This window comes from Pseudoalteromonas sp. SR41-1 (assembly GCF_014164015.1).
GTDB lineage: Bacteria > Pseudomonadota > Gammaproteobacteria > Enterobacterales > Alteromonadaceae > Pseudoalteromonas > Pseudoalteromonas distincta.
Genome location: NZ_JACJEK010000009.1, coordinates 168,462 through 182,468, shown reverse-complemented (window position 1 = coordinate 182,468; position 14,007 = coordinate 168,462). Strand labels below are relative to the sequence as shown.

The following is a 14,007-nucleotide window of genomic DNA, read 5'->3' as shown; positions in this document are numbered from 1 at the left end:
GAGTATGTTCGTTAATCATAATGTGCCCTCAAACAAGATTTGAAGATCTGATCATGACATTGAGATTTAGTTCAAAAAAATCCCCGCTAATTTCTTAGCAGGGATTTGTGTATAAGAGACAGCTGTAAAGCGGCTTTTTTGTATTTAGTTGGATGGAGCTTTACGCCCAACCTTCGTAGCGCTTACGACGTGACAGCACTATCGTTAATATAATACCTAAAAACAGGCCTAAAAACGCAATAGCACCACCGTAAGTAAGTAGCTGGCGTTTCTCTTTTGAGCTAGCAGCTTCTTTTTGAGTGCGCTCTTGCTCTAGCGTTGTTTTAAGCTTAGTAATTTGAGCAGATAACTGCAGATTTTGATCTGTTAAAGTTTGGTTTTGTTCTTGTAGCTGTGGAAGTTCTATTTGAGCTTGGCGTAGCTTTTCTTGCATAGTGCTCATTTCGCTACTTAGTGTTTTGTACTGTTGGTGTAAGCCCGCTGTTTTAGTAATAAACTTAGTTTCTATCCAGCCTTCGCGGTCTTTATCATCTTTAATTTTTATAAAGCCGTTTTCTTCATTTGATAACAAGGTTAACTTTGTTCCAGCATCTACAGAGCCGAGTAGTCGATAATTTTTACTCGCCCCAGAGCGCATAAAAGTGTATAGATTATCGATAATATAAGCGGTGTTTGCATTCGTTGAATTTGCAGGTTGTGCTTCTTGTGCATAACTCATGAATGTGGTGGCTGTTAAAAGTAGCCCTAATAAACAATGTTTTAGCATTTATCTACCTTGTTGATCTAACTGCGTCCGTTATGAACGTGATTTTTATTTCACATAAGTAGTTAGATAGTATGGATTAAATAGATCAATAGCAAGACTGATATTGTAACCCAGTACGGTAACGCAGGAGTAGTTATCGAGTCCACTAGGTTACAAGCCTCACGCTGTGATTAAATTGCTCCTAGATAGAACGAATTTTAATCCGCAAAGGTCATCAAGCCCTAAAATAAGGTTAAAAAATTTGCATTGTTAAGGCGCTTTGTTTATTTTGAGCACTTATTTATTTTAAAGGTAATCCGCAAACCGAATGGATACTGAGATAGAACTGAAATTTTTGGTATCAGATGCCGTTATTCCACTGATCCCCTCGTTAATTACTCAATTTGCAAAAACGGTGAAGAATAAACCGTCTCGCAGCTTACAAAATGCATACTACGATACGCCAAGCAGAGAGCTTAGAGCGCTTGATATAGGCTTTCGAACGCGTTGTTCTGACAGCGAATGCGAGCAAACTATAAAGCTTGCAGGTGAAGTGGTAGGTGGTTTACACCAACGTCCAGAGTACAATTTACCAATTGAATCAAGCCGCCCTAATTTAATGGCGTTTGATGCTGATATTTGGCCTCATGGCATGCAAATAAGCGCCATCTCAAAAAACCTGTATCCAATATTTAGTACTAACTTTATTCGTCGTACTTGGTTAATTGAAACCGAAAGTGGCGCTAAAATTGAAGTCGTACTCGATAAAGGTGAAATTGCGGCTTCGGGTAAAATTGAAATTATTAGCGAGCTAGAAATTGAGCTAGTTGAGGGCAGTCGTAATGAGCTGTTTGCATTTGCAGATATACTAGTTAGCCAAAATTGCATACGCTTAGGTTTGTATTCTAAGGCCGCGCGTGGTTATCGACTTGCTGATGAAAAACCTTTAATGCCAAGCAAATCTATTGGTTTTGTACAATTACCAAAGTCGACTACTCAAGAGCGTGCTTTAGTTGAAGCCATGAACTTTGGCATTCGCTTTGTACAAAAGCACGAGCAATGCTATTTCGATAAGCCAAGTTTAAAAACACTTAAACGCGTAACTGACGGCATCAGTTTAATCCGCCATACTTTTTGGCTATACGACGATATAGTATCTAAAGAAAGTACAGAGCACTTACGTACCGAACTTAAATGGTTATTAAGTGAATTAGCGTGGGTAGAAAACGCGATTCAATTAAAAACGTACACGTCTAAACGCCATGCTTTTTATAAAAAAATTAATGCGGCGCCAGCACTTGCTCAAGTCATTGGAGACTTAAAAGAGTTACAGCCAAGCATTGACGATATAAATGCACTGTTTCACAGCGCACGTTATAATCGTTTATTACTATCGTTAACTACCTGGTTAATCGATAAGCAATGGCGTAAAGACTGGGGGCAAGCAGAGCTTCAAGCGGCTGAGCAAAATGTGTCGTCTATTGCCAATAGGCTTTTCAATAAAGACTGGAAAAACCTGCACGAGTTGCTTCCAAAGGAGCAAACACTCGATGTCGCTTCGTATTTAAACCTACGAACTCAGCTTGAAAATAGCCTACTGAGCGGTAACTGTTTAGGATCGTTATTTGATAAAGAAGAACGCCTAGAGTTTAGATTGCCTTGGCTTGATATTTCTCATGGTATTTATGAATTAAGTACGCTTGAGTATTTAAAGCAATTATGTGCAGGGCAAGAGGACGAACAGCTTGCTAAAATCCAGTCATGGCTTGAACAAAAGTCTGAATATTTGGTCAGTGCCATGGAGCAAAGTCGCCTTGCTTCACTTGACATAGAACCTTACTGGCAAAAATAAATGATGCGCTTTTGTAATAAAATTCAGTTGCAAAAGTGTTTATTCGTTATTTTTTTATTAGTTAGTTTTAACACTTACGCTGAGCCCATATGGCATTTGTATAAAAACAAAAATGGCGTAAGTGTGTATTATCAAAGCCACAGTGATAATACCTTTGAAGTAAAAGCGCAGATGAGCGTGAAAGGCGTATCCACCAATGAGTTTTTAGAATTACTTAGTGATACCGATGCCGCACCCCAATGGCTCGAAAATATATCTCAGGTAAAGGTTATTAAGCACATAAGCCCATCAGAAAATTTAGTGTACAGTTATTTTAATTCTCCTTGGCCTGTTAGAGATAGAGATAGCATTACTTATTCTTGTTATTCACAGTTGACTGCAAATAAAAGCCAATTGCTTATTAAGGCTCGCCCTAATAAGCAGCCCAAAAACAATGGCGTTATAAGAATTACTACTTTAAATGCACGCTGGCTGCTGAGTGAGGACAAAGGCCGCCTTGATATTGAGTACCAAGTATATGCTTTGCCTGATGGGGCAATACCTACTTGGCTAAGCAATAAGGTCGGATTGAAAAGTACTTACATCACATTTATGAACTTGCATCATATGCTCACAGATAAAAAATACACTCCAAAACTACCTGTAATCAAAGCAGGTCAATGCTAAATATCGAATATATAATAATTTAATGGTGTGTTGAGTAGTCTTTAACTACGCTTAAGCAATAATGACACGCTATTATTTGGAGAATTGATGAAGTATTTAGTGGCTATATTATGTTTGATACACAGCTCATTCTTATTAGCTCAAGAATATACCTTTGGTGTAGTGCCGCAATACGAGCCGCAAAAGCTAAATACTATTTGGCAACCTTTGTTAAAACAAGTAAGTAAGCAAACAGGGGTAACAATAAAGCTAATTACAGTTGAGTCTATTCCTGTATTTGAAAAAGCCTTTGCTAATGGCGAGTACGACTTTGCATACATGAACCCATGGCATAGTGTTGTAGCATACGAAAAACAGGGATATTTACCATTAATAAAAGATGCAGGGCGAAAGCTGCAAGGTATTTTGCTCGTAAACAAAGACAGTGATATTGATAATTTAAGCCAACTAGAGGGCGCTGAAATAGCATTCCCTGCACCTAACGCATTAGGTGCGTCATTATTAATGAGAGCTGATTTAGCATTGTTATACGGGCTAACAATAAAGCCTGTATATGTCCAAACTCATCCATCGGTATATTTAAATGTAGCACTGCACTCAACAATGGCGGGCGGTGGTGTAATGGGCACATTTAAACAACAACCAGAAAGCTTACAAAACAAACTCAAAATTCTTTATAAAACGCGTGAAATTAGTCGCCACCCAATTGTCGCCCACCCAAGGGTTGATGCTGCAATACAGTTAAAAGTGCAACAAGCTATTTTAGATATAGGGCAAAGCGCAGAGCATAAACATTTACTTGCAGGTATCCCAATTATTAAACCTAGTATTGCAACTTTAGCAGAGTATCAGCAGTTAACTCAGTGGGGCTTGCGCTCATTTTATGTTGAAAATTAGAGGGTTTCGTAGTTTAAGGGCGCAAAGCTTTATTGTTGTATTGCTTTGTGGCTTGCTTATGGCATGTCTTTTTATGTTTTACGCATTACCTGAACAAGCGCGTTGGGTAAACGATGGGCTTTCAAAGGCTGCTCAGCGTTCTTTAGCGCAGTTATCGACTTCTATAACGACTCCGTTGTTAACTAGGCAGTATGCAGAGCTATATGAAGAGATAGACAGTCAACTTCAAACTCGCCCTAATTGGAAAAGTATTAAAATTGTTGATGTTGATTCAAAAAATCAATTGTATCCGCTTGATAATTGGGTTGGAGCAAATGAAAACGGCGACATGCTGTTATCTCAACAGGTGATATTTTTAGACAAACCGCTGGCTAATATTAGCTTGGTTGTTAATTTTACTAATGAAATTAACGAATCTTCAAAACTTCATTACACCTTAATATATATACAATTTATTATTTTAGTTATCGTTTTTATAGGTTTGGCTTGGCTGGTGGATTACAGGGTTACATCGCCGTTGAGGACGCTAAAACTTGGGTTTTCACGTTTAGCCAAAGGCGACTTTGATTGCCATATAGATAAACAACAACAAAATGAAGTGGGCAGTGTAATAAATGCATTTAATAATATGGTTGATGAGGTTGCGAATAACCATCAAAAATTAAATGCATTACGAATTCAAGCTGAGTCTGCAAGTAAAGCAAAGTCAGATTTTATGGCCAGTATGAGCCACGAATTAAGAACTCCATTAAATGCAATTTTAGGCTTAGCCCAGCTGTATGGATATGATGAGAGTGCAAATAAAGTACAAAAAGAAAACGCGAAAAGCATTTATCAAGCTGGAGAACATTTACTATTACTCATAGACGATGTGCTTGATTTAACAGCTATTGAGTCGGGTAATATGCAGTTTAGTTTTTCTTATGTGCCTATTAAAAGCATATTAGAAGAGTCAGTAGAGCTTGTCACTGAGCTTATTAAAGGGCAATCAATAACACTGCAAACTCACGGTTTTGAGTCCTTAGAAGGGTTGAGTATTTATATTGATCAGCGCCGCTTTAAACAAGTGATGCTTAACTTGCTTTCAAATGCGATTAAATACAACAAACCAAATGGCAGTATTAATATTAATTGTCGGGTGTTAAGTAATAAACAATGCGAAATAGATGTAATAGATACCGGATGTGGATTTTCTCCAGATGACATTTCTCGCCTATTTAAACCTTTTGACCGCTTAGGCGCTGAAACCAGTAAAGTAAATGGAACCGGTATTGGTTTAGTGATAACTAAGCAGCTGGTAGAGCGCATGCAAGGGTCTTTGAGCGCACAAAGCGAGCAGCACAAAGGTTCTTGTTTTACGCTAAACTTTAACAGTTTTGATCAAACTGACTTGCCAGCACAAGTGCAAGCCCCTCAAATAACACAGCAAAGCTTAAATGCGGTAACGCTTCCTACGCTTGAGGTTTTAGTGGCAGAAGATCAAGTTACAAATCAGCAAGTGTTAAAACAGCAATTAACTATGCTTGGAGTGTGCTCTACTTTTGTAAGTAACGGTGAGCAAGCTTGGGAGGCCATACAAAATAAACGCTTTGATATTTTACTAACCGACATTCAAATGCCCTTACTCGATGGGTTAGGGTTAGCCAAAAAAATACGCGAAAACACTCATTTTGATGAACTGATTATAATTGCAATTACGGCCAACATTACCAAAAACAACATAGATAATTGTTATACTTGTGGAATGAATGGCTTTTTAACAAAGCCTATTGAGCTTGTTAAATTAAAGTCGTTATTGATGGAGCATTCTCAAACTATGGTCAATACACGTTCAGAAAAATCAGATGGTGAAAATATAGCTTCAGATAGTTTTGATCAATTAGATATTACGCTACTAAAAGCAATGCTTGGTGATGATCCTAGCGTACATTGCATGGTATTTAATGCGTTTTTACAAACAGCAGGGGAGCAAATTAAATTAGCTAACGCGTATGCTAAAAGTAAAAACTATGTTGATTTAGCTTTTCAGGCTCATGCATTAAAGTCGTCTTCAAAGTCTGTGGGGGCTATTGAGTTGGCAAATATATGCCAACAGATAGAAACACAGGCAGAGAGTGAAATAGTTAAAGGTGATTATATACAGCAGCTGGAAGAGTGCTTTAACGATGTAGTCACACAACTTAAAAGCTATTGTTTACGATATGAAAAACGCACATAAAAAATGGCTCTTAAAGAGCCATTTTTTGTTTTAGGTATATTAGTATTTAGCCGCTTGCCCTTTTTTGGGTAAAGCGTGCTGTATAAAGTCACGTAAATCGTTATTAGAGCTTTCTAAATCAGCGTGGCGAAGGTACATCATGTGTCCGCTTCTGTAGCCTTTAAAGCTCAAACGGTCTTTCATTTTACCGCTTGGGTCTAATTGCCATAACGTATATTTAGCGTCAAAGTAATTGGTTGCGCCATCAAAGTATCCTGATTGGATCATCACGTTTAAGTAAGGGTTTTGTGCCATTGCTAAACGTAGGTTTTCGCCTGTATTATTACCGGTTCTATCCCATGGGTGAACATTACCAAATAAATTATATTTTACATCCGTTTTATAGTTTAGCTCTTCACGCAAGTAGTGATTAATTGCAGGAGTGAAAGAGTGTAACCAAGAGGTAAGTTCAGCCCAGTAGTCTGGGGATTCACCCGCGTCTCTTTTATCCATTCCTAAATAACGAGAATCTAAGCGACCCACAGTTTGACCACGTTCACGTAGTAGCTCTTTCCAGAAAAACTGAGTTGGAATATCTAAGTTATTTTGCTCAACAAACTTTTCTGATAAGCCTGCGTAGTGCGCCATTTTTGTAATTATGCGTCGCTTTTCATCAGCATTAATAAAGCCACCTTTAGCAAGCGCAGGGATTAACTCATTTACAGTAAACTCTTCAACTTCAGGTAATAACTCATCAAGATCTTTAGCTTGTAAATCGGCGTTAAGTGCTTTGTGATACCAAGCAGTCGCTGCAAAGTAAGGTAGGCGGTTAGCTGCTTTAATCGGACCATCGCGCTTAATACCAATGTCAGTAGGTGATACGAGAACAACACCGTTTATGTACATCCACTGACTGTTTTGAAGCTCATGAGCGAGTCCAGATACACGTGTTGTACCGTAGCTTTCACCAATTAAAAATTTAGGCGAGCGCCAGCGCTGTGCTCTATTTACAAAAGTATTTAACCACTCAGCAAGGTATTTAATATCGGCATTAACACCAAAAAATAACTCTTTTTGTTTTGCTTTGGAAGGCAGTTCGCCTTTTTCGTTTTCAAGTACGCGAGAATAGCCAGTATTTACCGGGTTTACGTAAACAATATCGGCAATATCAAGTACAGAATATGGGTTGTCTTTTACGCCATAAGGTTGAATTGGATAGCCTTCGTCATCAATTTTTAATACGCGAGGGCCAGTATAAGCAAGGTGCATCCATACCGAAGCCGAACCTGGCCCGCCATTAAAAGAAATAAGTAATGGGCGAACTGTCCTGTCGTCAACTTTGTCACGTGTGTAGTAGGTGTATTGTAGTGTAGCAACCGCGTCGCCTTTATCATCCCATACAGGTTGTGTGCCTGTAGCTACGGTATAACTAAAACGCTGGCCATTAATTTTAGCCTTATGTTGGGTAGCTACTTTGCTGTCTACATCAATACGACGTTGGTTATCGGCAAGCGTGCTTGTACTAATTATTAATGCAATAACGGTTATCGGTAAACTGATAATACGACTAAGCTTCATTAGGTGTCCTTATTATTGTTGATACATCATTAAAGATAAAAATGAGTTAAATAACAAAAGTATTGAGACTAGTGGCCGATAATACTGGTTAAGTAAGGTATTAATACATTGAAAGGCGCGTATTAATCGCTTTTATAGTTATTTTGGATTTACTTTCTTTATTTAGTTAATTGCAAAATTCAGGTATATTGCGGCCTACTTGTATTGATTTTTTATACAGGCTATCACCAAAAAATCTAACGGATTACGCTTTCAAGCACATAAGTGCACTCTACACCGGATGTTTATGACTAATGCTATTGCAGTAATTGCGTGGTATTTGTCGTTTTGTGGTAAAACTAATTAAAGGTAAAGAGAAGCTTTATGCAAAGAGTATTAGTGGTTGAAGACAGTAAAGTAGTGCAGCAGGTACTTCGCCACTTAACTGCACAATACCTTGATGTGGCAATCGATTTTGCTTGGTCTTTAGCTGAATGTGCCACTTACGTAGAAAAATACGACTACACGCTTGCGTTAGTTGATTTAACCTTGCCAGATGCTCCTCACGGTGAAGTCGCAAAATATACTTTATCTAAAAAGATTCCTACGGTTGTTTTAACCTCAAAAATAGATGAGTACAAGCGCCAACAAATGCTTGAATTAGGTGTCGTTGATTATGTTATTAAAGATAATCGCGACTCTTACCATTACGCCGTTAAACTCGTTGCGCAATTGCTAAGAAACCAAGGTTGTAAAGCATTAGTAGCAGATGATTCATTACTGAGCCGCTCGTTAATGAAGCAAATGCTTGAAAAGCAATTGTTTGATGTGACAGATGCCCACGATGGACAACAAGCACTCGAAATATTAAAAGCTAATCCTGATATAAAGCTACTTATGACCGACTACGCTATGCCTTCTATGGATGGCTTTGAACTTGTTAAAGCGGTACGTAACTTTAGAGGCCGAGACGACTTAGCAATTATTGGCTTGTCGGGCGCGGGGAAACATGGCCTATCAGCGCGATTTATTAAATATGGCGCCAATGACTTTTTAACAAAGCCATTTATGAATGAGGAGTTTCATTGTCGAGTACTTCAAACAATGGAGCAACTATCGTTAATTTCAGATATTAAAGAAAGCGCGCATAGGGATCATTTAACAGGGCTTCATAATCGACGCTATTTTTATCAATATGCAGAAAAGCTCCTTAAAAGTAAAAACCAGAAAAATACTCTCGCATTGTTAGATATCGATTTTTTCAAAAATATTAACGATACATTAGGCCATGAGGGTGGCGATCAGGCTTTAAAGCAGGTTGGTTCATTAATCCGTACTACGTTTTCAAAGTTTACAGTTGCACGGGTTGGTGGAGAAGAGTTTGCCATAATATTACCTGAGATAGAGCTTGAACGTGGTCGTGAATACTTTGAAGCATTTAGAAAAAAGCTGGCTAGTTACGATTTTTCTATCAGCGATAAATCAATTAAAATTACTACAAGTATAGGCTTGGCAGACTTTCAAGACACTAGCTTGACGCAGGCAATGCGTGTTGCTGACAAAGCATTATACGAAGCTAAAAACCAAGGAAGAAACTGCGTGGTATAGCTCTGTTATATAAAGCTAAGCATGCAATTAATATATTGCACGCACCAATGTAGATAACTTGTTAAATTAACGCACCTAATTGGTGCGTTTTTTTTGTTATTTAGTTTCTGTTTTTCACTAACTTATTGTTTTAAAAAATATAAAAATAGTGGCACAAAGGTTGGATTGTTTAACCCAACAGGATAACAATAAAGAGTCCGAGGGGGCCGCTATGAAAATGATTAGTGCAATCATAAAACCATTTAAATTAGACGACGTGCGTGAAGCACTCGCTGATTTAGGAATTGAGGGGATGACAGTAGTTGATGTTAAAGGTTTTGGACGTCAACGAGGTCATACTGAGTTATATCGTGGTGCAGAATACCAAGTAGATTTTATTCCTAAGATCAAACTTGAAATTGCAACTCGTACTGAAAATTGTCAACGCGTTGTTGAAGCAATTACTAAAATTGCATCAACAGGTAAAATCGGTGACGGGAAAATTTTCGTGTACGACTTAGATCAAATTGTTCGTATCCGTACTGGCGAACTTGACGAAGAAGCAATTTAAGGGGGTCTCATGGAAAATACAATAATAGAACTAAAGTTTTCACTCGATACCTTCTATTTTTTAATATCAGGTATATTAGTAATGTGGATGGCAGCAGGTTTTGCCATGTTAGAAGCGGGCTTAGTTCGCTCTAAAAACACAGCTGAAATTTTAACTAAAAATGTCGCGCTGTATTCAATTGCATGTACGATGTTTTTATTAGTTGGCTACAACATTATGTATGTAGACAATGCCGAAGGTGGTTTTATTCCTTCAATAGGCGCTTTAATTGGCACACAAGCTGCTGATGCTGACCATTCTTTAGAATCTGATTTTTTCTTCCAAGTAGTATTTGTTGCAACGGCTATGTCGATTGTATCGGGTGCAGTTGCTGAGCGCATGAAGCTATGGGCTTTCCTTGGCTTTGCTGTAGTACTAACTGGTTTTATTTACCCTATTGAAGGTTACTGGACATGGGGTGGTGGTTTCTTATCTGAAATGGGCTTTGTAGATTTTGCAGGTTCTGCAATTGTACATGGCGCAGGTGCAGCTGCTGCACTAGCGGGTGTACTAATCCTAGGTGCTCGTAAAGGAAAATATGGTAAAAACGGTGAAATATACCCAATTCCAGGTTCAAACTTACCACTTGCTACACTAGGTACATTTATTTTATGGATGGGTTGGTTTGGCTTTAACGGTGGTTCTCAATTACTACTTTCGGATAAAGAAAACGCAACTGCGGTAGGTCAAATATTACTTAATACTAATGCAGCTGCTGCAATGGGTGCTATTGCTGCACTGTTTGTATGTAAGATACTTTGGGGCAAATCAGATTTAACCATGGTATTAAACGGTGCATTAGCAGGTTTAGTTGTAATTACTGCTGACCCACTTTCACCTTCTCCATTAATGGCATGTTTACTAGGTTTACTTGGTGGCTCATTAGTTGTGTTTAGCATTATAGCACTTGATAAAGTTAAGATTGACGATCCAGTAGGTGCTATCTCTGTACACGGTGTGTGTGGTGCATTAGGTATTATGTTAGTACCGCTAACCAATGGTGATGCAAGCTTTGTTAATCAGTTAATTGGTTTAGTGTGTATTCTTGCCTTTGTATTTGTAGCATCATTTATTGTTTGGACTGTGCTTAACAAAACAATGGGTATACGAGTAACTGAAGAGGAAGAACTAAACGGTATGGATCAACACGATTGTGGTATTGAAGCCTACCCAGAGTTTGTTTCTGTTCGAAATAGCTAATAGTTTATTTAAATAATAGTGTGTTTACACAAAGCCCTACTTCGGTAGGGCTTTTTTTGTTTCAGGGGGGGTTAACTTTTCGGATGTTAGGATATGCCCAATATGCTAAGCTCACACTCGTGAATAACCCTTGGAATAAATTACACTTAAATGGCCGACAATAAAAAAACACCTACCAGCAAACCTGCAGCTAAACGTGCTAGTAAATCGTCAAGCACGACAAAAAAAAGCACATCAAAGGGCAGTAAAAAAACAGTGAATCCCACTGTTAAACGCTCTTTTATGAGAAAAACATGGTCAGTGTTTTGGAAATTCAGCTTGGCTTTTTTTATTGCAATGGCAATGTATTTCATTTATTTAGATTCAAAAACTACACGTATATTTGAAGGTAATAAATGGCAACTTCCAGCGCAAGTGTATGCTCGTTCTATGGAGTTCTATCCGGGGCAATTTTTATCAAGCCAAGAAGTTGTGTTTGAGTTAGAGCGTCTACATTATTCATCTGTTAATAGATTAAGCAGAACAGGGCAGTTTGTTAAAACAGCAGATAGCATCAAGATTTATCGCCGTGATTTTGAATTTTATGATGGCCTTGAAGAATCACATATTATTGAACTTCGTTTTGCAGGGCAAAAAGTTGCGACTATTAAAGATAAGTTCGGCAGACGTTTAAACTCTGCTCGCCTAGAACCTGTGCAAATAGCGCGAATTGGCAACGACTCTAAACAAGATAGAGAATTTGTACCGCTAGATAAGTTCCCAGCCATGCTTAAAGATACGCTACTGGTAGTTGAAGACCGTGATTTTTATGATCACCATGGTGTGTCGGTGTTTTCTATTTTACGTGCGCTTTATTCAAATATTAAAGCGGGACGCACCGTTCAAGGTGGCAGTACGCTTACTCAGCAATTAGCTAAAAATATTTACCTCACGCGTGAGCGTTCTTTAGTACGAAAAATAAATGAGGCCTTTATTGCCCTTATTTTAGATTATCGCTATTCAAAAGATCAGATATTAGAAGCTTACTTAAATGAGGTATACCTAGGGCAGTCATACAACCAAGGTATCCATGGTATGGGGCTTGCTTCTGACTTTTACTTTTCAAAGCCTGTAGACGAGCTTGAGTACGATCAAATTGCTCTGCTGGTGGCAATGGTTAAAGGCCCATCTTATTACAACCCACGTCGTTATAAAGAGCGCACAATGGAGCGCAGGGACTTAGTGCTGCGTCTAATGGTCGAAAATAAGTTACTTAGCACAAAAGAGTACCGTGCATCGCTTAATCGCCCAATTGATATTGCGCCAATGAAAGCCAGTTTACAAAAATCATACCCAGGCTATTTAGAGCTAGTAAACAGAGAGTTAAATGAATTATTACCTGATCAGCAAACACTTGATGCAGGCGTAAGAGTATTTACTTATTTTGACTTGCAAAAGCAAACAGCAATGGAAGAGTCGGTTGAAAAGAGTTTACCGTACTTGGAAAATCGCCCTAGAACTGAAAAACTAGAAGCAGCCATGATCTCTGTTAATGTAGAAAAAGGCGGTGTTTCTGCACTTATTGCTGGTCGCGATGTTCGATATTCAGGATTTAACCGTGTTTTAGACACAAAACGTAATATAGGCTCGCTTGTAAAACCTGCCGTGTATTTAACCGCACTGCAATTGCCACATTATAATTTAGCTACTTTGCTTGATGACTCGCCAGTACAGGTCACAAATGAGCAAGGTAAAGTGTGGCAACCAGAAAATTTTGACCACCAATACCGTGGTGCAATTCCACTTTATAAAGCATTTAGTAACAGTATAAATATCCCAGCGGTTAATTTAGGCCTCGATGTAGGTGTTGATAAAGTAGTAAATACATTGAAAGGTTTAGGCGCAACAGGGGCGATAGACGAATACCCATCGCTGCTTTTAGGGGCTGTTGAAATGTCGAGTTTTGAAGTGGCTCAGCTTTATACAACAATTGCTGCAGATGGCGAATATAAAAAGCTCACTGCAATTTCGGCATTAACTGACTCTGTTGGTAAAGTACTTTATAAGCATAAAGTAAATGCAGAGCCTCGTTTTGATAAATCTGCAATGTATATGACCAAATACGCAATGAAACGCGTAACGAAAGATGGCACTGCTAAACGCTTAAATTTACACTTTCCGTCAATCCAGCTCGCTGGTAAAACAGGGACCAGCAACGATTTACGTGATAGTTGGTTTGCAGGCTTTGATCAAAATACAGTGACTGTTGCGTGGCTTGGTCGAGATGACAACAAAAGCACTGGTTTAACAGGTAGCGTAGGCGCATTAGAAGCATATATTCGTTACTTAAAACCACTTAACCCACAAGCAATAGCTGATACGCGTCCACCATCAATACGCTGGGCATTTGTAAATGAACAAACGGGTAAGCAGGCACCACCAGGATGTGGCAAGGTGATTCAGCTACCGCTTAGGGCGAGTGAGTTCGAGCCTAGGCCGCAATGCATACGTTAATTTAAGATTACTTTAAACAACAAAGCCGCTTATTTAGCGGCTTTGTTGTAAGTTGTAGTTAACGTAATTATACCAATCCGTAATAATACTTAATCAATTTGAGGGGTTAAATCTGACGTTAACTACGTTAAAAATTTCTGATATAGAACAACTAAATAACGAAATTTTTGCCTTGTTATCGACACGATTTTCTTCCCTCAAAA

10 protein-coding genes are annotated in these 14,007 nt (G+C 38.5%); 8 read left to right on the top strand and 2 right to left on the bottom strand.

All coding sequences use genetic code 11. The features are described from left to right. Nucleotides 1-160: 160 nt before the first annotated feature. Nucleotides 161-766 carry a TIGR04211 family SH3 domain-containing protein gene (locus H5118_RS10165; protein WP_002958928.1) on the bottom strand — a complete coding sequence of 202 codons (606 nt, stop codon included), beginning with the start codon at nucleotides 764-766 and terminating at the stop codon, nucleotides 161-163. 307 nt (nucleotides 767-1,073) lie between these two features. Between H5118_RS10165 and H5118_RS10160 the strand changes: the two genes are divergently transcribed. From H5118_RS10160 to H5118_RS10145, 4 genes are all read left to right on the top strand, one after another. After that, nucleotides 1,074-2,597, top strand: a complete 1,524-nt coding sequence (locus H5118_RS10160; protein ID WP_024596277.1) for a CYTH and CHAD domain-containing protein — start codon at nucleotides 1,074-1,076, stop codon at nucleotides 2,595-2,597. Continuing rightward, nucleotides 2,598-3,263, top strand: coding sequence for an START domain-containing protein (locus H5118_RS10155; protein ID WP_154903669.1), 666 nt, complete (start codon nucleotides 2,598-2,600; stop codon nucleotides 3,261-3,263). 87 nt (nucleotides 3,264-3,350) lie between these two features. Next, on the top strand, nucleotides 3,351-4,160 hold the full coding sequence (locus tag H5118_RS10150) for a phosphate/phosphite/phosphonate ABC transporter substrate-binding protein (RefSeq protein ID WP_182670812.1): 810 nt from the start codon (nucleotides 3,351-3,353) through the stop codon (nucleotides 4,158-4,160). Further along, the gene (locus H5118_RS10145; RefSeq protein ID WP_182748710.1) at nucleotides 4,147-6,378 is read left to right on the top strand and encodes an ATP-binding protein; all 2,232 of its coding nucleotides are present in this window, start codon (nucleotides 4,147-4,149) and stop codon (nucleotides 6,376-6,378) included. The genes H5118_RS10150 and H5118_RS10145 overlap by 14 nt, the downstream gene beginning before the upstream one ends. 39 nt (nucleotides 6,379-6,417) lie before the next feature. Here the strand turns inward: H5118_RS10145 and H5118_RS10140 are convergent, their stop codons facing one another. Then, nucleotides 6,418-7,935, bottom strand: coding sequence for a S10 family peptidase (locus H5118_RS10140; protein ID WP_182748709.1), 1,518 nt, complete (start codon nucleotides 7,933-7,935; stop codon nucleotides 6,418-6,420). 363 nt (nucleotides 7,936-8,298) lie between these two features. Between H5118_RS10140 and H5118_RS10135 the strand changes: the two genes are divergently transcribed. From H5118_RS10135 to mrcB, 4 genes are all read left to right on the top strand, one after another. Further along, on the top strand, nucleotides 8,299-9,522 hold the full coding sequence (locus H5118_RS10135; RefSeq protein ID WP_002958922.1) for a diguanylate cyclase domain-containing protein: 1,224 nt from the start codon (nucleotides 8,299-8,301) through the stop codon (nucleotides 9,520-9,522). Nucleotides 9,523-9,733: 211 nt separating this feature from the next. Then, the gene (locus H5118_RS10130; protein ID WP_004587162.1) at nucleotides 9,734-10,072 is read left to right on the top strand and encodes a P-II family nitrogen regulator; all 339 of its coding nucleotides are present in this window, start codon (nucleotides 9,734-9,736) and stop codon (nucleotides 10,070-10,072) included. Between the two features lie 9 nt (nucleotides 10,073-10,081). Beyond that, nucleotides 10,082-11,311 (top strand): ammonium transporter, encoded by a 1,230-nt coding sequence (locus H5118_RS10125; protein WP_024596272.1) that lies wholly within the window; start codon nucleotides 10,082-10,084, stop codon nucleotides 11,309-11,311. Between the two features lie 150 nt (nucleotides 11,312-11,461). Further along, entirely contained in the window at nucleotides 11,462-13,804 is a 2,343-nt protein-coding gene (gene mrcB, locus H5118_RS10120; protein WP_182748708.1) for a penicillin-binding protein 1B, read from the top strand. Nucleotides 13,805-14,007 lie beyond the last annotated feature (203 nt).

Excerpts from the sequence above, each read along its gene's own strand:
- H5118_RS10160 (WP_024596277.1), top strand. The coding sequence starts at position 1,074 with ATGGATACTGAGATAGAACTGAAATTTTTGGTATCAGATGCCGTTATT.
- H5118_RS10145 (WP_182748710.1), top strand. The coding sequence starts at position 4,147 with ATGTTGAAAATTAGAGGGTTTCGTAGTTTAAGGGCGCAAAGCTTTATT.
- H5118_RS10135 (WP_002958922.1), top strand. The coding sequence starts at position 8,299 with ATGCAAAGAGTATTAGTGGTTGAAGACAGTAAAGTAGTGCAGCAGGTA.
- H5118_RS10155 (WP_154903669.1), top strand. The coding sequence starts at position 2,598 with ATGATGCGCTTTTGTAATAAAATTCAGTTGCAAAAGTGTTTATTCGTT.
- H5118_RS10150 (WP_182670812.1), top strand. The coding sequence starts at position 3,351 with ATGAAGTATTTAGTGGCTATATTATGTTTGATACACAGCTCATTCTTA.
- mrcB (WP_182748708.1), top strand. The coding sequence starts at position 11,462 with ATGGCCGACAATAAAAAAACACCTACCAGCAAACCTGCAGCTAAACGT.
- H5118_RS10140 (WP_182748709.1), bottom strand. The coding sequence starts at position 7,935 with ATGAAGCTTAGTCGTATTATCAGTTTACCGATAACCGTTATTGCATTA.
- H5118_RS10125 (WP_024596272.1), top strand. The coding sequence starts at position 10,082 with ATGGAAAATACAATAATAGAACTAAAGTTTTCACTCGATACCTTCTAT.
- H5118_RS10165 (WP_002958928.1), bottom strand. The coding sequence starts at position 766 with ATGCTAAAACATTGTTTATTAGGGCTACTTTTAACAGCCACCACATTC.
- H5118_RS10130 (WP_004587162.1), top strand. The coding sequence starts at position 9,734 with ATGAAAATGATTAGTGCAATCATAAAACCATTTAAATTAGACGACGTG.